Source organism: Paenibacillus sp. J22R160 (assembly GCF_059692135.1).
This window is the reverse complement of sequence record NZ_JCAUAU010000034.1, coordinates 19,989-38,971: the sequence shown is the minus strand read 5'-3', so window position 1 is coordinate 38,971 and position 18,983 is coordinate 19,989. Positions and strand designations below refer to the sequence as shown.

21 protein-coding genes and 1 rRNA gene are annotated in these 18,983 nt (G+C 46.6%); 3 read left to right on the top strand and 19 right to left on the bottom strand.

What is annotated here, in order from left to right; translation table 11 throughout:
* Both AC58UW_RS32395 and AC58UW_RS32390 read right to left on the bottom strand, forming a co-directional pair.
* A 16S ribosomal RNA gene (locus tag AC58UW_RS32395) occupies positions 1 to 71 on the bottom strand; the annotation flags it as partial.
* Positions 72 to 437: 366 nt separating this feature from the next.
* A complete protein-coding gene (locus AC58UW_RS32390; protein ID WP_497424618.1) occupies positions 438 to 1,307 on the bottom strand; it encodes a nucleotidyltransferase-like protein in 870 nt (289 codons plus the stop codon).
* Between the two features lie 123 nt (positions 1,308 to 1,430).
* Here AC58UW_RS32390 and AC58UW_RS32385 point away from each other — a divergent pair, with 123 nt between their 5' ends.
* Positions 1,431 to 1,835, top strand: a complete 405-nt coding sequence (locus AC58UW_RS32385) for a YgzB family protein (RefSeq protein WP_497424617.1) — start codon at positions 1,431 to 1,433, stop codon at positions 1,833 to 1,835.
* A gap of 53 nt (positions 1,836 to 1,888) precedes the next feature.
* On the opposite strand, the gene AC58UW_RS32380 is transcribed toward AC58UW_RS32385, so the two are convergent.
* The 15 genes from AC58UW_RS32380 to AC58UW_RS32310 all read right to left on the bottom strand — a co-directional run bounded on the left by AC58UW_RS32380 (position 1,889) and on the right by AC58UW_RS32310 (position 15,550).
* Positions 1,889 to 3,601 (bottom strand): glycosyl hydrolase family 18 protein, encoded by a 1,713-nt coding sequence (locus AC58UW_RS32380; RefSeq protein WP_497424616.1) that lies wholly within the window; start codon positions 3,599 to 3,601, stop codon positions 1,889 to 1,891.
* A gap of 125 nt (positions 3,602 to 3,726) precedes the next feature.
* A complete protein-coding gene (gene perR / locus AC58UW_RS32375; protein WP_497424615.1) occupies positions 3,727 to 4,161 on the bottom strand; it encodes a peroxide-responsive transcriptional repressor PerR in 435 nt (144 codons plus the stop codon).
* Positions 4,162 to 4,260: 99 nt separating this feature from the next.
* On the bottom strand, positions 4,261 to 4,845 hold the full coding sequence (locus AC58UW_RS32370) for a hypothetical protein (protein ID WP_497424614.1): 585 nt from the start codon (positions 4,843 to 4,845) through the stop codon (positions 4,261 to 4,263).
* A gap of 23 nt (positions 4,846 to 4,868) precedes the next feature.
* Positions 4,869 to 5,177, bottom strand: coding sequence for a hypothetical protein (locus tag AC58UW_RS32365; RefSeq protein WP_497424613.1), 309 nt, complete (start codon positions 5,175 to 5,177; stop codon positions 4,869 to 4,871).
* A complete protein-coding gene (locus AC58UW_RS32360) occupies positions 5,128 to 5,730 on the bottom strand; it encodes an RNA polymerase sigma factor (RefSeq protein WP_497424612.1) in 603 nt (200 codons plus the stop codon). Before AC58UW_RS32360 ends, AC58UW_RS32365 begins: the two co-directional genes overlap by 50 nt.
* A gap of 60 nt (positions 5,731 to 5,790) precedes the next feature.
* Positions 5,791 to 6,498 (bottom strand): MgtC/SapB family protein, encoded by a 708-nt coding sequence (locus AC58UW_RS32355; protein ID WP_497424611.1) that lies wholly within the window; start codon positions 6,496 to 6,498, stop codon positions 5,791 to 5,793.
* 15 nt (positions 6,499 to 6,513) lie between these two features.
* Complete coding sequence (locus AC58UW_RS32350) at positions 6,514 to 7,002, bottom strand: GNAT family N-acetyltransferase (RefSeq protein ID WP_497424610.1); 489 nt, start codon at positions 7,000 to 7,002, stop codon at positions 6,514 to 6,516.
* Positions 7,003 to 7,067: 65 nt separating this feature from the next.
* Entirely contained in the window at positions 7,068 to 8,519 is a 1,452-nt protein-coding gene (gene gatB / locus AC58UW_RS32345; RefSeq protein ID WP_497424620.1) for an Asp-tRNA(Asn)/Glu-tRNA(Gln) amidotransferase subunit GatB, read from the bottom strand.
* A gap of 33 nt (positions 8,520 to 8,552) precedes the next feature.
* Complete coding sequence (gene gatA, locus AC58UW_RS32340) at positions 8,553 to 10,010, bottom strand: Asp-tRNA(Asn)/Glu-tRNA(Gln) amidotransferase subunit GatA (RefSeq protein ID WP_497424609.1); 1,458 nt, start codon at positions 10,008 to 10,010, stop codon at positions 8,553 to 8,555.
* A 35-nt stretch (positions 10,011 to 10,045) separates the two neighbouring features.
* Positions 10,046 to 10,333, bottom strand: a complete 288-nt coding sequence (gene gatC / locus AC58UW_RS32335; RefSeq protein ID WP_497424608.1) for an Asp-tRNA(Asn)/Glu-tRNA(Gln) amidotransferase subunit GatC — start codon at positions 10,331 to 10,333, stop codon at positions 10,046 to 10,048.
* Between the two features lie 157 nt (positions 10,334 to 10,490).
* Positions 10,491 to 11,786, bottom strand: coding sequence for a TolC family protein (locus tag AC58UW_RS32330; RefSeq protein WP_497424607.1), 1,296 nt, complete (start codon positions 11,784 to 11,786; stop codon positions 10,491 to 10,493).
* Positions 11,787 to 11,811: 25 nt separating this feature from the next.
* Entirely contained in the window at positions 11,812 to 13,020 is a 1,209-nt protein-coding gene (locus tag AC58UW_RS32325) for an ABC transporter permease (protein WP_497424606.1), read from the bottom strand.
* A gap of 8 nt (positions 13,021 to 13,028) precedes the next feature.
* Positions 13,029 to 14,303, bottom strand: a complete 1,275-nt coding sequence (locus AC58UW_RS32320; protein ID WP_497424605.1) for an HlyD family secretion protein — start codon at positions 14,301 to 14,303, stop codon at positions 13,029 to 13,031.
* Between the two features lie 31 nt (positions 14,304 to 14,334).
* On the bottom strand, positions 14,335 to 14,904 hold the full coding sequence (locus AC58UW_RS32315; protein WP_497424604.1) for a TetR/AcrR family transcriptional regulator: 570 nt from the start codon (positions 14,902 to 14,904) through the stop codon (positions 14,335 to 14,337).
* Between the two features lie 265 nt (positions 14,905 to 15,169).
* The gene (locus tag AC58UW_RS32310; RefSeq protein WP_497424603.1) at positions 15,170 to 15,550 is read right to left on the bottom strand and encodes an ATPase; all 381 of its coding nucleotides are present in this window, start codon (positions 15,548 to 15,550) and stop codon (positions 15,170 to 15,172) included.
* 163 nt (positions 15,551 to 15,713) lie between these two features.
* Between AC58UW_RS32310 and AC58UW_RS32305 the strand changes: the two genes are divergently transcribed.
* Together AC58UW_RS32305 and AC58UW_RS32300 are read left to right on the top strand one after the other, a co-directional pair.
* Positions 15,714 to 15,998, top strand: a complete 285-nt coding sequence (locus tag AC58UW_RS32305) for a DUF3817 domain-containing protein (RefSeq protein ID WP_497424602.1) — start codon at positions 15,714 to 15,716, stop codon at positions 15,996 to 15,998.
* A 64-nt stretch (positions 15,999 to 16,062) separates the two neighbouring features.
* On the top strand, positions 16,063 to 17,460 hold the full coding sequence (locus AC58UW_RS32300) for an MATE family efflux transporter (protein ID WP_497424601.1): 1,398 nt from the start codon (positions 16,063 to 16,065) through the stop codon (positions 17,458 to 17,460).
* Between the two features lie 243 nt (positions 17,461 to 17,703).
* Here AC58UW_RS32300 and AC58UW_RS32295 read toward each other — a convergent pair whose 3' ends face one another.
* Together AC58UW_RS32295 and fsa are read right to left on the bottom strand one after the other, a co-directional pair.
* Entirely contained in the window at positions 17,704 to 18,195 is a 492-nt protein-coding gene (locus tag AC58UW_RS32295; protein WP_497424600.1) for a NanQ anomerase/TabA/YiaL family protein, read from the bottom strand.
* 114 nt (positions 18,196 to 18,309) lie between these two features.
* A complete protein-coding gene (gene fsa, locus AC58UW_RS32290; RefSeq protein WP_497424599.1) occupies positions 18,310 to 18,966 on the bottom strand; it encodes a fructose-6-phosphate aldolase in 657 nt (218 codons plus the stop codon).
* Positions 18,967 to 18,983 lie beyond the last annotated feature (17 nt).

Genomic DNA, 18,983 nt, shown 5'->3' with positions numbered 1-18,983 from the left:
CTCCGCTCGACTTGCATGTATTAGGCACGCCGCCAGCGTTCGTCCTGAGCCAGGATCAAACTCTCCATAGTAGAAAAGCTTAATTGTACTCATTGACTTGCTAGCGAGATTATAAATAATCTCTATTTTCTGAACGATTTCTCGTTCGTGCTTACTCACTCGTTGTTCAGTTTTCAAAGATCAATTTCTTCTTATTTCTTCGCCATCCGTTAAGCGGCGACTTTTATAATATATCACATTTGGGCCAATCGATGCAAGCTTTTTTTATTTTTCTTTTTTTCTTGCTTTGCTTACACCCTTGTACTACATCAGCTTTTCGTGCGAGCCGTTTTTAGCGGCGAGAGTTAATTTATCATAGAATCGTATTTAAAGTCAAGCAATAAGATAAAAATAAAAAAAGAACCAGAATAACATCTGATTCTCATTGGATTTTACCGTTATACGCTCGTATACCGCAGCTCAATCTCTGAGGTTTTTTCATCAGTTAGAACAGCGACTTCTTTGATCAAGCCCTTCTTGACGAGCTTATTCAACAATAAAGGAAGTTCTGTTTTTATTTCAATTAATTGACCATGCTGTTGAAGTTCATCTGAACTAAACGCTTTATCGTTGGCTCGGAGGATTTGGATAAACGCCTCGCAGCATCTTTCCATTTTTGACATAACCGAAAATTCACAAGCCAGCAAAACGAGCTGAACTCGTTGCTTCAATGTTTCTTTACTCATTGTCAATTCTTCATAAAGCTTGTACACACCAGGATTTATTGCACGAATCTGCCTCCACACGGTAATCTCCGGATGGTAGCCATCCTCAATGATGACAATACGAGCCCAATGATGAAGAGCTTCTAAAATATTATTGTAAGCATCAAGCAAATGCTCATCTAGGATGTATTCCTTGCTTTGAAGATATTTACGCAGAAAAAGAGAGAACTCAACAAGAAGTTTGTGCTCACGCAGGTCAGCCGGAAACTCAAGTATACGATGGCGCAGTCCTTCTAAATACGTGTTCTGATCCAGAAGTATCTCCCCTTTTAGCAGCCAGTGAAGGATATTTCGGTTATGACCTTGACGTATCCATTGTTCAATGGAGGAGGGATCTACCCACCTTTCTTGTATCCGAGAATCGTCTCTTATATAATTAGTAGTATGATTGTTCAGGCTCAGGTCATTCGTAACGATAAGCAGAAGTATATCAAAGCCATCTGTAAGTGAGGGAAGTTGCTTAGGATTATCAACCGCCATGACACTAATGATCCGATCGTCATTTCGGAACTTAAGCAAAAACTGCTCTTTATCAATTCCCATGGGTGTCCAAAGCTCCTGTCTCCAATTGTTTATATCTTATTTCTACAATGCAAGAGGAGTTTCCTGCTGTATTCTGTGACAAATCATACAAAACTGATAGCTAATTTATGGGGGGAACAACGCGTGCGTTTCAGATCAAGTAAAGTTAATGAATTCCGCTTGTGGGGTCTTGCGCTAACAATGGGCGGCATGCTGCTTATGATTATAGGATTAGCGGGGGTCGTTTTTGACTGGGGAAAAGCAGGTCGGATAGTTGCAGTCATCTTCATGATTATCGGGATGATCTCCATGTTGGTCAGTATGGGTATCTACTTCTGGGCCGGCATGCTTTCTACGTCAGCAATTGCTCTTGATTGTCCGGAATGCGGAAGAAGAACTAAAATGCTAGGAAAAACAGATCGCTGCATGTTCTGTAAAACGATTCTCACGGTTGATCCTCAGTATCAGCCTACTGCCGAGAATGAAACAGCTGCGGCACAAGCAATTCCGCTAGAACCAAACAGAGATCATGAGCATAAGCCTCATTGATGCTCACAAATAGCAAAAAGCCGATCCCATAACATAACAGGGATCGGCTTTTTTTATGGCGCTGCTGGAAGCAAGCCATCCTGGATTACTTTCCACATCGGCGACTGCTCGAAGCCTCTTCTCCATGTGGCTACTCCAGCCAGATCATACTTCTTAACGAGATCAAGCCGTGCTTTTATCGAGGTTTCATCCTCCAACCAGATGCGAATGAGCTTCTCACCGTCTTTGTACTCCACATAATTTTGGCCGGTATCCGGCAAATACGTTGGGGTAAGCTTTTTATCTTTGATAATGGCTGCAGCTGCTTCCATGGTTAGCGTTTTGGAAGTGGTCGTTAATTTGCCATTTTTCATCTCTTCGGTCCATTGACGTGTATAAAATGGCACGCCTAGGACCAGCTTAGAAGGTGGAACCTTATCCGCATTGAGGATCTGCTTTACTGAGCTCTCTGCCCATGGCAAAGAGGACACGGAACCGGATTTGGGACTGGTCGCCCAATACTCGTCATAGGCCATCACCATCATATAATCAACCACCTCGGCAAGCGCTGTCCGGTCATAAAACATCGACCACATCTCATTGGTTGATTTGGGCGTTACATCAATGGACACTGCTAAGCCTTGTTCATGCATAAAAGGAGTCAATTCACGGACAAATTGGGTGAGATTTTCTTTATCTTTGAGATATACATTTTCAAAATCGATATTGAAGCCTTGCAGTTTATACGTTTGCGCAAAGCCAAGCAATTGTTTAATGATTTTCATACGGCTATCATAGGTCGATAGTGCTTTATTCGTCACATCAGGATCAAAACCGTTGCTGAAGAGCGCCCAAACCTGATAATTTTGGGTTTGCGCCCATTTGACATAAGCCGCATCGGCTAAGTTCTTCAAGCGCCCTTCTCCGTCAGACAACGAGAACCAAGTAGGACTAATAACTTGTAAGCCAGGCATATCGCTTATCTTGGTTGTATCGGGATTTCTGCTAATGACATGTTCCCATGTCAGGTTTAACTTACCGACAGGCGGCTTCCATGGCACATAGGACGATGTTTCCTCCTGAACGGGAATGGTTTCATCATGATCTATCTGAATGTCCGTTTTACGTACATATCCAATCGGCCCGCTCTTCTGCTGAACCCGATACCAATCTTCCTCATCACCGAGCAGCATGACCTGCTCGCCTCCGGCGATACTTGATGCGATCGGTGCTTTAATCGAGGCAAAAGTTCGCAGCTGCGCAGCTTCAGGGTCCGTATGCTTTCCCCATTTGAGGACTTCACCTTTTTTAAATAAAAGAACGGCGCCTGTCTGCTCAGACTCTCTAATCTCAAAAGGATACAGCTGGCGCAGCGGCTCTATCGGTACATAGATGTCGCTCCCTTTCTTCTCAACAGGAAAAGACAATGTGATCGGTTTCTCGTTCATCAAGGCTGAAAGCTCCGTCGTCTTTAAACGCAGCACTTTATCTTTGGTCGTGATGATCACGGAATCACTGCTTTTTTCATATAGGATAGAAGGGTCGATCCACTCCTGAATGAGCTCGAGCGGAAGCTTCAATCCCTCTTTTTCGCCAATCGCGCTTAATTTATAATAATTCCCTTGATAAAAGACCGGCTTGCTTAATTCGTGATAATCGGTTTCGACTTTCGTATGATTAGGGGCGAACTGCTGCCATAGAAATGAAGCCGCACCTGCGGCGAACATCCCGATAATAAGTGAACTGATCAGTAGGATTTTCTTCGACGATCTTCTGCGCTGCTGCAAGATTTCACTTCCTTATATGCGATATAAAAAGAAAAAAAACGCTCTCTTACCTCCCGATTTACAAGAAGGTATGATCACGTTTCATTATACAACATAGGAACAGGTTATGAGGAGTTCTGCGAAAGTCAATGCTTGGTAACCCCTGTGCACTCCGGGCAGACGCCATAAACCTCTAACCGGTAGCCGCCAACCTGAAAACCCGTTTGCCCGGCAGCAGTTGTCTCAATATCATGAAGAGGCGGGTATTCAAAGTCCGCAATCTTGCCGCATACTTCGCAAACCGCATGGTAATGGTCTGTCATATCCGCATCAAAGCGACTCGAGCTATCTCCATAAGTCAGTTCCCGAACGAGACCCGATTCAATAAAAACTTTAAGATTATTGTAAACAGTCGCTACGCTCATGTTAGGAAATTTGGATTCTAGGGACTTATAAATATCATCTGCTGTCGGATGCGTCATGGAGTCCAGCAAATAGGATAAAATCGCATGACGCTGGGGCGTCATTCGAACACCTGTTGTTTTCAATTTAGCTAATGCTTGTTCTAATTGTGCTGCCATGTTACACACCACCCGCTGTTAGTCAATAAAACCTTACATTATATTGTACGTGTGGTCATTCCCTTTTGTCAATCATGGTTATCCGGATTAGCAAGCAAGTCAGTGCTTATTTTTGCGAGAATCTATGACATACAAAGCTAAACCTCCAAGAACAAGAGCAATTGAGCCTAAATAAGAGCCCATGAAATCGAAGAGTCCCGTGAACCAACGCGGCTTATTGCTGAGCAAAAAAAAGAGTATACCGGCAACAACGAGAAGTACACCCATGTTAGTACCTTTGATCAGCTTCTGTAAAGGATCTTGAAACTCATGGTCATAGGACCCTGCAAACTCGCCAAGCTCATTGCGCCTGTTCACATAATCCGTAATTTGAAGCGCATCAAAGAGATTGTAGAAATAAATCACAGGAATAAACAGGGCAAAGAGGGTGACAGCAGGAACGCTTGTATCATTTTGAGAAGCTAACGATGTAATGATAAAGATATTAAGAATCAGCAACATCATCAGGAATAAGCCGCGCTGCATGAGACCTAAATAAAAATGTCCAGTCCCTGGAACGATGAAGGATAATACGCCAGCTACCCACTTGCGCTTCCTAGGAATCGGATAATAGGGCGCATAGTTTGGATAGGATGAATCTGTTGAATACGGGGGGATATGCGAGCTGTCTTTGGATATAGCCATGTAAAAGGCCTCCGTTCTTCTGGTCATAATAACTCAGATAAATGTTGGATGTACATCGTAATTTGAATGATGCCTAGATCTATGTTCATGATCTTATGAATAATTCCCAGTTGGAACAGAAGAACGGTCGCTGCGGTTGCAACGAGTCCGTTGGCCCAAGCTTTGCGCCGGTATACCAGCCAATTGGATTGCGGCACAGAGATCTCATCAGCTTGGACAGCGCGCATGATACGATCCGTCAACAAGGGGCTTGGTTCGCTAAGCGGCATCTCGTCTAACAGCTTATTTAGGTACTGCGTGAGCCGAATGTCTTCTTGTTGCTTGGGATTCATGCGAATTCACCTCCAGCCATTTTTCTTTGAGCATCGCTTTTCCCCGATATAGTCTTGTTTCGAGCGTTTTCACTGGCAATCCGGTTGCCTCGGACATCTCTTGGTAGGAGAGCTGCTTATAGTGATACAAATACATAATGAGTCTGTACTTATCCGGAAGATCAGACAACAGCCCCTGCATCTGTTCTTGCTCGTCCTTGAGGACAGCTCTTTCTTCCGGCTGCTCTTTGCTGTCCGAAAACCAGCCCTTCATCTTATCAAGCAGCGCTTCATAGGGCTTGCGCTTCTGTAAACGCCGATGATCGGTTACGAGATTCGTCGTCATGCGGTAAAGCCAAGTCGTAAACTTCGCTTCCCCGCGAAAATGGGATAAAGATCGAAACAGCTTGACGAATACGTCCTGGGTTAAGTCTTCGGCAGTTTCCTTATGTCCTACCATGCGGTATATAACTGTGTAAATATAGCCTTTGTGTCGCTCTACCAGCACACGATAAGCATCGGAATGACCTTGACGGACCCGGTCGATCAGCTGCTCATCCGTCAAATTGTCCATGCCTTGCCTCCCCCTTTGCACCCGTCTTATAACTTAGACGCTCTCTGCGGGAGAACCCCTTCAACTTTTTCCTTTTTCCATCGTTACACCGCTTACTCCATCAAGTTGATTGATTCCTTCAAGCACGGAGACGATAATGGACGGCTTAGGCATCGTGACATGAAACGTAATTTGAACATGGTTCGGCTTGTCTTCATTCTCTTGTACTTCCAATGTAATTTTGCGAATATCAACTTTCTGTTTACCTAAAAGGGTAGTAATCACCCCGAGTGTCCCAGGCTGATCAATGGCCTGAATTTTGAGAATGCGGATTTTTTTTCCGTTAAAAAATTTCTGCTCCACTTTGTTTAGAATCCACAAGGATATGAGTACCATAAAGCAAGCCAAGACAGCTGGATAATAAAAGCCCGCTCCGACAGCAAGCCCAATCCCAGCCACCACCCAAAGGGAAGCCGCCGTCGTAAGCCCTGTAATGGACCTTCCGTTAAAAATAATCGTTCCCGCGCCTAAGAATCCGATGCCGCTGATGACCTGCGCCGCTAAACGAGACGGATCAAGGCGAACGTTCACCTCGTTCACAAAAGCACCAAACCCATACATAGAGAGCAGCATAACAAGAGCGGAGCCCACGCAGACCAAAATATGCGTACGAAGTCCTGCTGCATGAGAGCTAATCTCCCGCTCAAATCCGATTAAACCACCAAGAAATAGCGCCAAGACCAACCGTATAGTGATATGAACATGATCAATTACCCATGGATTGCTCAAGATGTTATCGCCTCCTTATTTTACCGTGATGACACCTGGCCTCTCGAAGGTCGTTAATGACACGCCCGGTGGAACTGTGAATATCCGCTTAACTGTAAAACCAAAGCTTTGATAGAGCTTGATGGCTGGCAAGTTCGCCGTACCCGTAGATACAATAAAAAGATGTACACCATTATTTTCTTGTTTTTGTAGTATATGTTCCAATAGCGCTCTAGCAATACCACGCCGAAAAAAATTAGGATGAACCATCATCCGGCAGATCGTGACTACACAACCTTCACGGGAGTAGGAGATCGCGCCAACCAGCTTGCGCTCATTCTCTTCCTGCACGTAATAGCCATAGAACGTCTCCTCAGCCTCGCGTATAGACTGAATGCCATCCTTAAGCGGAGGGATGTCTTCAAAGCCAATCAGATCAGCTTCAACGCGATAGGAAGCGATTTGTAGCGCTAACAGGTGCAGGATTTCCTCATTTGTATGCAATGAAAGCGATTGTATAGACATGCGGATGCCTCCTTCAAAGAAATAATAAAAAAAGTGGTGTCCACAAGGGTCACCACTTTACTGTATCACTTGCTGTTCAGGCACTCCAGAATTAATTTGTTAACCAGTCCTGGATTTGCCTTACCTTTGGTTTCTTTCATGACTTGACCGACCAAGAAGCCAACGGCTTTTTCTTTACCGGCTTTGAAATCGGCAACCGATTGCGGACTATTGTCAACAACCTGCTGAACAACAGCTTTAATCGCGCCCTCGTCGCTAATCTGAACGAGTCCTTGCTCTTCCACGATCTTCTGTGGCTCTTTACCGGATTCGATCATTTCTTTAAAGACGGTTTTGGCAATTTTGTTGGAAATGGTGCCTTTTTCGATCAGGCCGATCATTTCGCCTAGTCCTTTGCCTGTCACTTTGACATCAGCAAGCTCAAGATTGTTCGCATTCAAGTACCCGAGCAGATCGCCCATGATCCAGTTCGAGACCGCTTTGGCATCCTGCGTATAGTTAAGACTCTCTTCAAAGAAGTTAGCCAGCTTCATGGAAGCTGTGATGACGTCCGCATCATAGCTCGGCAAGTCAAACTGGCTGCTGTATCTCGCTTTGCGGGCATCCGGCAGCTCAGGAATCGTAGCTTTGACGGCAGCTTTCCAAGCATCGTCGATATAAAGGCTAACGAGATCCGGATCCGGGAAGTAACGATAGTCGTGCGCATCTTCTTTGCCGCGCATGGAGAGCGTTTTGCCCTGTCCGTCATCCCAGCGGCGCGTCTCCTGCTCCACGACACCGCCGCTGCGAAGAATGTCCGCTTGACGATATTCCTCGTACTCCAGCCCTTTCAGGACACCGCGGAACGAGTTCATGTTCTTCAGCTCGGCTCTCGTGCCGAACTTCTCTTGTCCGAATGGACGCAAGGAGATGTTCGCATCGCAGCGCATCGAGCCTTCCTCCATTTTCACATCAGACACGTCGCAGTAGATCATGATTGCTCTGAGCTTCTCCAAGTAAGCGCGAGCTTCCTCCGGCGAACGCAGATCAGGCTCGGACACGATCTCGATGAGCGGCGTTCCGGCACGGTTCAAGTCCACGAGCGAGGCATATCCGCCATCCACGTGCGTCAGCTTGCCCGCATCTTCCTCCAAATGCACGCGTGTCACGCCAATGCGCTTGGTTTCACCGTTCACTTCAATATCAACCCAACCGTTCAAGCCAATCGGCTGATCATATTGGGAAGTTTGGTAAGCATCGGGTGAATCCGGGTAAAAATAGTTTTTGCGGTCAAATTTGCTATGCGTGGAAATTGTGCAGTTCAGCGCCATCGCAGCTTTCATAGCATATTCCACCGCTTGGCGGTTCAGCACGGGCAATACGCCCGGGTGTCCTAAACAAACGGGACATGTATTCGTATTCGGAGGTGCACCGAATGAGGTTGCACAACCGCAAAATATTTTGGATGCGGTATGAAGCTCCACGTGAACCTCAAGACCGACGACCGTTTCAAATTGGGTATCTGTTGCCGACAAAATAAATGCCTCCTTCGTTACTCATGAACTATGAACCTACAATTGCGGGCGCTGCTTGTGGTGATCTGTATGCTGCTCAAAGGCGTGGGCTACACGCAGAAGGGTAGCTTCATCCAGCGCTTTGCCGATGACTTGCAGGCCAACCGGAAGTTCATTCACGAATCCGCAAGGTACGCTAATCGCAGGAATACCCGCCAAGCTGACCGGAATGGTCATGATATCATTAAGATACATTGTGAGCGGGTCGTTGCTTTGCTCGCCAATTTTGAAAGCAGGCGTCGGCGCCGTTGGCCCGATGATGATATCGAATTTCTCAAACACTTGATCAAAATCTTGCTTGATCAATGTGCGGACTTGTTGTGCTTTCAAATAGTAAGCATCATAGTAACCTGAACTTAGTGCATAAGTTCCAAGCATGATCCGGCGCTTGACCTCAGGGCCAAAGCCTTCGCTGCGGGAGAGATGATACAAGTCAAGCAGATTGTTGGCGTTGTCTGAACGAACGCCATAACGAATCCCGTCAAAACGCGCGAGGTTCGAAGAGGCTTCCGATGAAGCAAGTAGATAATAAGTCGCAACCGCGTATTCGGAATGCGGCAGGGATACTTCTTCCCATACTGCGCCTAAGCCTTCAAGCATTTTAAGAGCTTCGAGGACTTTCTCTTTCACCGCAGGGTCGATCCCTGTGCCCATGTATTCTTTCGGTACGCCAATACGCAGACCTTTGACATCTCCAGTCAATGCGCTGAGATAATCAGGGATGTCCACTTTCGCAGAAGTGGAATCCTTCGCATCATAGCCAGCGATAGCTTGCAGCAAATAGGCGGAGTCTTCTACGTTCTTCGTCAATGGCCCGATCTGGTCGAGCGAAGACGCGAACGCGACAAGACCATATCGGGACACAAGGCCGTACGTCGGCTTCAGCCCGACGATACCGCAATAAGCAGCCGGCTGGCGAATCGAGCCGCCGGTGTCGGAGCCCAGCGAGAAATACACCTCGCCTGCAGCTACGGCAGCAGCAGAACCCCCGCTGGAGCCCCCTGGCACATAATCCGTGTTCCACGGATTGTGGGTCGGATGGAAGGCGGAGTTCTCGTTGGAGCCGCCCATCGCGAACTCGTCCATGTTCAGCTTGCCGATGGTGACCGTTTGCGCCTCTTTCAGCTTGCTGACAACAGTCGCATCATAGATCGGATTGTAGTTCGATAAGAACTTACTAGCACAAGTCGTTCTCAAACCTTCTGTGACCATGTTATCTTTGATCCCGATGGGAAGGCCGAATAAATCGCCACGCGTTTGACCGCTCGTCAGCTGCTCGTCCAATCTGGCCGCAGCTTGTCTTGCGTTCTCTTCATCTAATGTAAGGAAAGCGCGAACTTTGCTTTCCACTTGCCCAATTCTTGTATAGGATTGATCCACGAGATCGGCAACAGTAATCTCTTTGCCTTGAAGCTTCGCGTGAATTTGTTGTAGGTTTAGATCAAACAAAGACAACGACAGGCACACCCTTTCATATGGTTCTCTATTCTCTATTCTAAAACAGCCGGAACTTTGAATTGCCCGTCTTCCTGATCAGGGGCGTTCGCCATGACTTTCTCGATCGGCAGCGACGGCTTAACGACGTCTTCCCGCATTACATTAACTAACGGCATAGCGTGACTCGTTGGAGCTACTCCTTCGGTATTCAACCCGTTCAACTGCTCCGCATATTTTAAAATGGCATTAAGCTGTCCGGTAAATAGTTCTTTCTCATTCTCGCTTAGATCGAGTCTAGCCAACTTCGCGACATGATCGACATCTTTTCTGGTAATGCTCAAGTTCTCTACACCCCTTTGAATCAGCATTTAGTCATTCTTTTCATTATATCCCAGATAATTAGTGAACTCAATCCAGAAAAAACCACAGCCCCTTTGCCGCAAAGGTTCTATGGAACCTCCGCGAATAAGGAACTGCGGTTAATGATAAGTGATGATTTTATTGGATGAATCCTGTATCCATAGCTTTCGCTTTTTCTTTTAACACATAATACTTCAGTTTGGCAGCGGCTAGTGTTGTATCAATTTGATCTACTTTTATCTGAAACTTATTTAAATCATGCTTGGAAATGGCGCCTACCTCATAGCGAAACTTCATTTTTTGAAAATCCGCTTGAACGTCGGTTAAATTCCGCTGCTCAGTTAGCACGGCTGCATAGGCATTTCTAACATCATTATAGGTCGTTTGAATTTTCTTAGTCAGCTCGAGCTTGGTTTGCTCGTTTTTCTGCCCGTTGATCGCCACATTCACACCCAAGTAGGTGTCCCCATACGTAGTCTGGGTAACGGTGTGACCTGATTCCCATACAGCCTCATCCAAGTTATTGCCGGATGTTTTCATTTGATAGGAAGCTTTCAATAAAGTTATCGTGTCCGTCTCTACAACAGGCTCCATTGAAATAGTATCGATGTCTTGGACAACTAGGTTTGGATCATAAGAAATTCCGATGTCCGTTGAAAGCTGCACAAGTCCCAGACGATAATTGTTCAGTAAAGTGGCGTTATCGTCCTTCTGTTTGTTAATGGCTTTCTGCGCTGTCAGCACATCCTCCGAGGAAGCCAAACCTTGCTGCGAAAGAAGCGTTGCGCGGAGCAATTCTTTCTCCATCACACCTTCGTATTCATTCATGAAAGCGAGCTGTTTCTTCTGACCAAGCAGCTGCACGTATTGCGCGATGGTCTGCAAGCGAATACCAGCTTTGGCTTCATCAGATTGGAGCAGCGAGTTGCTCTGATCCGTTCCTAATTGATGCGCCGCCGTGCTCATCTGAGCTCTTTGGGAGGAAATGATCGCGTTCATACCGCCGGCAAGAGCGCCCATACCCTGCATCATCTGGTTTATGGCGGTATTTTGCATCACGGTCCAGGCAATATCGGTAGGGTCTGTGAGATTCGGCAGCTGCGGATTCCCTGTATTCGTAACCTCCGAAGGCGTGCTTGGCAGGTGACCTGGCGTTAACGATGGTGAGCCCATATTATTCACTTGCTCCTCCAAGTCAGCCTTTTTGCTGCCTTGGGCGGCATATTTTAGAGTGAGCAAGCTTAGGTTATGTGAGTCTTTCAACGCTTTATCCAGAACGTAATCTAAATTAATGGAGGATACGGTCTCCAGGATATCTTCGTTCACGTAAACATTTTGATCGGGATCAGGATCCTGAGCCGTATCGGCATAAGCGAAAGCCGAACCTGAAAGGAGTAACAGAGCTGTAGAGAGACTTATTAGCGTTTTTTTCAAAAAAATCGCTTCCTTCCTTGAATAATTAGGCAGTGAGATTGGAGCTGGACGGCAGCGCAGGCTGATTAGCGGATGCTTTCTTCTTGGAAAAGACAACAAAGCGCGTTAACAGCATGGCGATGAAGTATGTCAATGCTCCGGTTAAAATAAGCGCAACGCAATCATGCCAAATGACCGAGAAATCGTTGCCCTTGACGAACACGTTGCGCACGCCGTCCAAGAAATATGTGAGAGGCAGCATGTGGCCGAACACCTGCAGAGCTTTCGGCATCGCCTCGAACGGCCATGTGAAGCCTGAAAGCATGAAGGACGGCACAGCAATGAGCATCGCCGTTTGCGTAGCCCCGAGTTGATTGCCTGAGAACAAGCTGATGAGATAGCCGATCCCGCTGACCGCGAAAGTAAAACTAAGGATAATGGCCAAGCCAACAATCAAACTTCCGCCCATAGGAGCGCCAAAAGCATACAAAGCAATAACGAAGGTGACTGACGTGTTAAAAATGTTAATCAAGAAATATGGAGCTGTCTTTGCATACGCGATGCGCCATGGGTTTCTTTTCCAAGCCTCAAAACGCTGCCATGTACCCGCATCTTTCTCCCTTGTAATCGTTAAAGCAATACCGAGAAATAACACTTGTTGCAGGATAGCCCCCACAAGACCGTACAGCATAAAATCGCTATAGTTAAACGTAGAGTTATACATAATCCGATACCGGTAAGGAATCGGTGAAAGAGTGTTCATGACCTGCTCATTTTGAAGTCCTTGTTGCAATTGCAGCTTTTTCTGAGAATACCCCATGCTGAAGGTTGTGATCACTTCGTTCGCGCCTTTGGTCGCTGAGTTCGAAATCATCATGTTGCTGCCGTCAATTAAGGTGAGAAGAGGCAGCGTTTCACCATGCTTCAACTTCGCCTCAAAGTTCGAAGGAATAACTAATCCTACTTTCGCTTCCCCCGTCTCCAAGGCGCGCTTCACGTCCTCCTCCGAGTGATATTCCTTCTTAATCTCGAATGATTCACTCTGCTCAAAAGCTTGAATGACCTGACGGCTGAGCGGACTTTGGTTTTCATCGATGACAACCGTCGCCATTTCCGTGACTTTGTGGTGGACATAAATGGAACCGAAAAGCACGGTATACATCACCGGAACGAAGAACAAGATCAGAAAAAGACGCCGGTCCTTCAGAATGTGCATCCATTCTTCCGTTATCAGCTTGCCAATCCGAAGATCCATCTCTTTCATCATCCTTCCGTTTTACCGTTCCATTGCAAGGTCATGCCGGTTGTGGCTGTGTCAGGCAATGTGCCCAGTTCGATTTTGATTCCAAAGGAACGGATATCCGTTTCACCTGAGGTTTGCGTCGCTTTTTTGACGGCAAAATCCGGCGCTGCCGCCACTGACGTAACGGTACCTACGACATTCTCGCCTGTTGACAGCATGGTCATGCTGATTTTGTTCCCTGCTTTGAGTCCAGCAATCGAGGTCTCCGGCAAGTAAAACTTAGCCCAGCGTTTCTCTGTAGACTCCATAGAAAGCACAGGGAAGCCAGAACCTACAAGCTCGCCCACTTGCGCGGATTGGTATAAAACCACACCGTCCGTTGGAGCTAGCAGCTCCGTATAGCTCAAGTAGGTCTCCGCTTCCAGCTGCGCGGCTTGTGCTTGCTGCTCGCCGGACTGCGCGGATTTGATCGCGCCTTGTGCTTGCTGCACGGCTGCTTCAGCCGCGGTGACATCGCCTTGTCTCACTTGCACCGTCCCGCGGTTAGCCTCAGCAAGCTTCAAAGACGCTTTGGCTTGCTCCAGCAAAGCTTCCGCTCCGCGAATCTCTTCCTCCCGCGGGCCTTGGTTCGCCATGTTCAGCTGCTGCTGCGCTAGATCGCGCTTGGTCTTCGCTTCCTCGAAGCTGACCTTCACCTTGTCTACATCCGCTTGCGAGACAAGACCTTGCTCCAGCATCGCATTCATCCGATTCAAATTCTGCTCGGCTATCGTGTACACTTCCGAAGCCGCTTGGAATTGAATCTCGGCCTGCTTCTTCTCCTCCGGGCGGGCGCCGTTCTTCAGCGCATCCACCTTCGCTTGCGCGGCGTTCACCGCTGCTTGGGCCTGGGCGACCTGCTGCTCCGCCGTATCCGCCGTCACGTTCACGCCCGCGATACCCTGCTGCTTCTTCGCTTCCGCGGTAGCCGTCGCCCCTTGCGCTTCGGCAATTTTACCTTGCGCGAGCGCGACTGCAGCTTTGGCCTGAGCGACCTTCGCTTCAATCTCGGCGCTTTGCAGACGGGCCAGCACCTGTCCTTTTTTCACCGCATCCCCTTCTTTCACAAGGACCTCAGTGACTCTGCCGCCTACCTTAAAGCTGGCACTCACTTCGTTCGTTTCTATATAAGCTGTAGGATGCACTTGATTCACGGCATCCGTTTGACTCGTAGCTTCCTTCGAGGTTAGCAGAAAGGCACTTGTTCCGATGACAACCGCCATAGCAGAATAAACCATTGGTCGAATAAAACGCATAAAAAAATCCCTCCACAAAATAATAAAAATTTTAATCATTAATGAAATTGCCGAAGTAAATCTGCAACAACTTTAGAATCCTTTCATCGGTCAGAGGCTCATTCTGCTTCTCCCAATCGAACACTAACGCTACATATAGCTTAAATAATATAAAAGCCGTCATTTTCGGCTCACAATTTTTCATCGTGCCATTATGTATCGCACGTTCAATATGTTCAGATATGAACTGAACAACTTCCGTCTCAATACTGGCCATGGCTTCGATCGTAACCGGGCTGCCAAATTGCTGCACCTCGTGAGCCAACTGAATGAGCAGCTCATGCTCTTTGCGGAAAACGAGAACGCCATAAAGCGCGCTATGAATTTTCTCAAAAGACGTCGTTTCCTCCGCGATCGCTTTCTCGGCGACTGCTTTCATTTCAGCAATTAGCGACTGAATAATGTCGTGCAGGAGTTCTTCTTTATTCGCAAAAAACGTATAGATCGTCGCTTTGCCGACACCGGCAATTTTGGCGATCTGATCCATCGTCGTGCCTTTGTACCCGAAAAGGGAAAAAGATTTCTTGGCAGATTCCATAATTAATTGTTTTTTGGCATCCATATGCGCACCTCAGAACTAAAATACTAAAATAGTTTTATGTTCGGTTATTAATGTACCACCATTTGCCGATTTTATCAACCGGCTTTTAGAAAAAAAAGAGCCTGCCCTTTATGGTAGATACACCTAGAGGCAGGCTCTTGCTTTTGCAGGGAAACAGAAACCGAAACTTCGCTAAGGAGTCTTCTTATAAGTAATAGCCGTAAAAAAAAGGTGTCCAACAACCAGTTCTCATGGCTTGGGACACCTCTATTTCCTAAATTGTCTATTAAATCCAGGCTTTCAACCCGATTTGTTTAATAAATTCTTCTCTGGACTGCACTTCTTTGTCCCGCTCCTTTTCCGGCTCTGGACTTGCATCGCCGTTCATCACTCTTCGGAACAGTTCTTCATTCTTAGTGGCTAGCGCAAAATCGATCAACGCTTCTTTCTCGACCTGAGCCGCTTCCTCATGAAGAAGCACTTCTTCTAACTCTATATCGAGTGCAGGCACATAATAGTGCTTATTATCTTTGGGCACACGAATGACGTAATCGAAAATATTATCGTTATTACGGTCGTAAGCAATAATATATCCATATCCGCCAATCGGCAGATTTTGTTCTAAACTATCCCCTATGACGATGACTCTCTCACCAAGTCGAAGCATCTGATTTCCCCCTACCTCTATGAAGCTATTATTAAGCTATTCCTACTATCCTACTAAAAAAACTAGGTTGTGTCCAATCGAAACACGTTGTTCATACTCCCTACACATTTCTGTTATAGAATAGATTTGATTTTACAAATTTACGTCTAAGGAGCTGTACATATTGCTAAAACTATCACTAAACACCTTGCGCTATGTTGGAAGGGTTGAAGGAATATCCTTTCTGATCTTATTAGGCATTGCTATGCCGCTCAAATACGCATTCGACCTTCCGCAGGCCGTAAAGTTTGTGGGGATGGCTCACGGATTTTTCTTCGTACTCTATTTGTTGTCCATCGCTTGGGTCACCTTCATACATCGCTGGTCTATTGGGCGAGTTTTGGGCGCTTTCCTGGCTGCCTTCATTCCTTTTGGTCCTTTTATTCTGGAGCGCCGAATTTCGAAATAAAGAAAGGAACTCATAAGTAAAAAAGAATTACATAATAGGAAGTCAGAATCAGCAGGAGGCTATCATGCGCGGAAACGGGGACAACCCAGCAAAAGGACGACCTTCTCTAACGGAAGGGCCTATTGCCAAAACATTAATTTTATTTTCATTACCCATTCTACTAGGCAACGTGCTTCAGACACTTAACGGCTCTATCAATGCCGTGTGGATTGGTAAATATCTCGGTGAAGGCGCTCTTGCGGCGACATCGAATGCCAACATCATTATGTTCTTTTTAATTAGCTCAATCTTCGGGTTTGCGATGGCTGCCGTTATTTTGATCGGTCAAAATCTCGGTGCGAAAAAAAACCACGAAGCCAAAAAAGTAGTCGGCACCAGCACCGTCTTCTTTCTTACTCTTTCAATTCTAGTTGCTGCGTTCGGATTGCTATTCTCCACAACCATTCTAACTTGGATGAACACACCGCCAGATGTGAAGGACCTTGCGGTTACCTATACACGGATTCTGTTCGCTGGCGTTCCGTTTATGTTTGGCTTCAACCTGATTATGGCCATATTGCGCGGCTCGGGTGATGCGAAGACGCCTTTCTACTTCTTACTGTTATCCGCGATATTGGACGTCATCCTGAATCCAGTTTTGATTGACGGAATTGGGCCTTTTCCGAAAATGGGTATTGCCGGCTCAGCTGTAGCCACCTTCATTGCTCAATTGATCAGCTTCGTGCTGCTTATTCTGTATTTGTATCGCAAAAAGTACTTTCTGCGGATTACCAGAGAAGATCTCCCGCTGCTGCGCATCGATTGGATCATTATTCGGACCTTGATTCAAAAAGGGGTGCCTATGGGGTTAAACATGGTCGTCGTTTCTGTCAGCAATTTATTGCTCGTACATCTCGTAAATTCGTATGGATCTGAATCGACGGCTGCTTTTGGCGTAGCCATGCAGATATCCAGCTATGTGCAAATGCCAGCCATGGCGATCGGCGGGGCCGTTACCTCCATGGCCGCACAGAACATCGGTGCTGGCTTGTGGGGCCGAGTGAACCGCATAACGTGGACCGGCGTTGGCGTCAACATTGTGATGACGGGACTAATTGTCGCCGTGCTGACGGTGTTCAACCGAGAAGTCGTCTCGCTGTTCCTTCCGCCAGAAGGGAACGCGATCGCGCTCGGGGTGCATATCAATAATATAACGCTGTGGTCGTTTATCATTTTTGGTGTATTTAACGTTGTGGCAGGCGTCGTTCGCTCCGCTGGCTCCGTGGTATTCCCACTCGTAGTGGCTTTCATCGCGCTGTTGCTAGTGCGTATCCCACTCGCCACAGTGCTCTCCCACCAGTACGGGTTCGACGTCATCTGGTGGAGCTTTCCTGTCAGCTTCAGTGTTGCCGTGACGCTGAATCTACTTTACTATCAGTTCGGTAAATGGAGAGAAGCTAGGATGATTCCGGTTAAGGCTTGAGTAGGTGAAGGTTGGAAAAAGGGGCTGTCTACAAGTCACGAATGACTTTGGGCCGTCTTTTTTTGAGGCGGTTGTGCGAGAGGGAACTATAGGATACTATTTCTAGCTGAAGCATCGATTTCTTGGAAAATAGCGGGACCTTAGTTCGCGCTTGCTTTTTCAAAACCATCGGACAGCATAGAAACTATCCTATAAGGCTATTAATCTGACCTTTTATGGTAGCTCTATGCTGTGGTTTATTTTTTAAAGTTGCAACAGATCTTTATGTACTTTCACAACGATTTTCTTGTTAGCACTTGCCTCAGTGACGGAGCAGTTCGGCCGGTGAATATCCGAAGGGAAGCATACCGCGAACATGCCTGGCTTCAATAGTATGCCTGTCTCGAGCTCAGCAGGGTCCGTTTCATAAAAAGCGACATCATGCGTATCGAATTTGTTATCGATGACTTTAGCATCCGGATGCAGCTTATAGAAACAAAGCTTTTCTTCGCCGCTGACAAGAAACTGTATATCCGTGTACACAACATGAGATTCCGGCAGTTGTTCCTGTACTGGACAGGTCACAACCTCCTGCACATTAGCAAACATCAGATGGCCGTTATCTCCCTCCAAATCGTATCTGCCAGCTTCCGCCTCGCTTAGATTGCGGCTCAAAATGTAATCGATCCCCCGACCTATCGCCGCGGGCCACAGATGACGCTCTTGTTCGAAATGCTTCAAATCGCTAATAATCATAAGAACTCTCCCCTTCTATAACATGAAATAGAATAGAATGCCTACAAATACTATAGCCTATAACGAGAAAAAAGACTCGCTTTATACAAAGCGAATCTTTGGACTCTAAGGCTATTAGAACGTTTTTTGGTTTGCGCCTTCCCAATCGGCCAAGAACTTCTCGATACCCGCATCAGTTAGCGGATGTTTGCTCATGGACTCGATGACTTTGTAAGGCACTGTTGCGATATGTGACCCTGCAAGCGCCGCTTCAATCACATGTGCGGAATGACGAACGCTGGCAGCGATAATTTCGGATTTGATGTTATGCACTTGGAAAATTTGGCTGATTTCCTTAATCAGGTTCATCCCGACTTGGTTAATATCGTCCAAACGTCCGATAAATGGTGATACAAACGTTGCGCCTGCGCGAGCAGCTAACAGAGCTTGCGTCGAGGAGAAGATCAAAGTAACGTTTGTAGGAATCCCTAGTGATCTGAACACGCTAGTCGCTTGAAGACCATCAAGTGTCATTGGCAGCTTGATGACAATGTTCGGGCTAATTTTAGCCAGTTTCTTGCCTTGCTCGACCATTTCTTCTGCTTTCAAGGAAACAACTTCTGCACTAATTGGAACATCGCCTACGATAGAAACGATTTCTTGTACAGTTTCGAAGAAATCTCTGCCTTCTTTGGCAATAAGGGAAGGATTGGTCGTTACCCCTGCAACAACACCTAACGCGTGAGCTTTACGAATTTCTTCTACATTGGCTGTGTCGATAAACAATTTCATAGTGTATCCCTACCTTT

Coding starts and splice junctions, on each gene's coding strand:
- AC58UW_RS32365 (WP_497424613.1), bottom strand. CDS start 5,177: ATGAATCCCAAGCAACAAGAAGACATTCGGCTCACGCAGTACCTAAAT.
- AC58UW_RS32390 (WP_497424618.1), bottom strand. CDS start 1,307: ATGGGAATTGATAAAGAGCAGTTTTTGCTTAAGTTCCGAAATGACGAT.
- AC58UW_RS32315 (WP_497424604.1), bottom strand. CDS start 14,904: ATGGATGCCAAAAAACAATTAATTATGGAATCTGCCAAGAAATCTTTT.
- AC58UW_RS32360 (WP_497424612.1), bottom strand. CDS start 5,730: ATGGACAATTTGACGGATGAGCAGCTGATCGACCGGGTCCGTCAAGGT.
- AC58UW_RS32310 (WP_497424603.1), bottom strand. CDS start 15,550: ATGCTTCGACTTGGTGAGAGAGTCATCGTCATAGGGGATAGTTTAGAA.
- AC58UW_RS32320 (WP_497424605.1), bottom strand. CDS start 14,303: ATGCGTTTTATTCGACCAATGGTTTATTCTGCTATGGCGGTTGTCATC.
- AC58UW_RS32370 (WP_497424614.1), bottom strand. CDS start 4,845: ATGGCTATATCCAAAGACAGCTCGCATATCCCCCCGTATTCAACAGAT.
- AC58UW_RS32350 (WP_497424610.1), bottom strand. CDS start 7,002: ATGTCTATACAATCGCTTTCATTGCATACAAATGAGGAAATCCTGCAC.
- perR (WP_497424615.1), bottom strand. CDS start 4,161: ATGGCAGCACAATTAGAACAAGCATTAGCTAAATTGAAAACAACAGGT.
- fsa (WP_497424599.1), bottom strand. CDS start 18,966: ATGAAATTGTTTATCGACACAGCCAATGTAGAAGAAATTCGTAAAGCT.
- AC58UW_RS32295 (WP_497424600.1), bottom strand. CDS start 18,195: ATGATTATTAGCGATTTGAAGCATTTCGAACAAGAGCGTCATCTGTGG.
- AC58UW_RS32300 (WP_497424601.1), top strand. CDS start 16,063: ATGCGCGGAAACGGGGACAACCCAGCAAAAGGACGACCTTCTCTAACG.
- AC58UW_RS32325 (WP_497424606.1), bottom strand. CDS start 13,020: ATGGATCTTCGGATTGGCAAGCTGATAACGGAAGAATGGATGCACATT.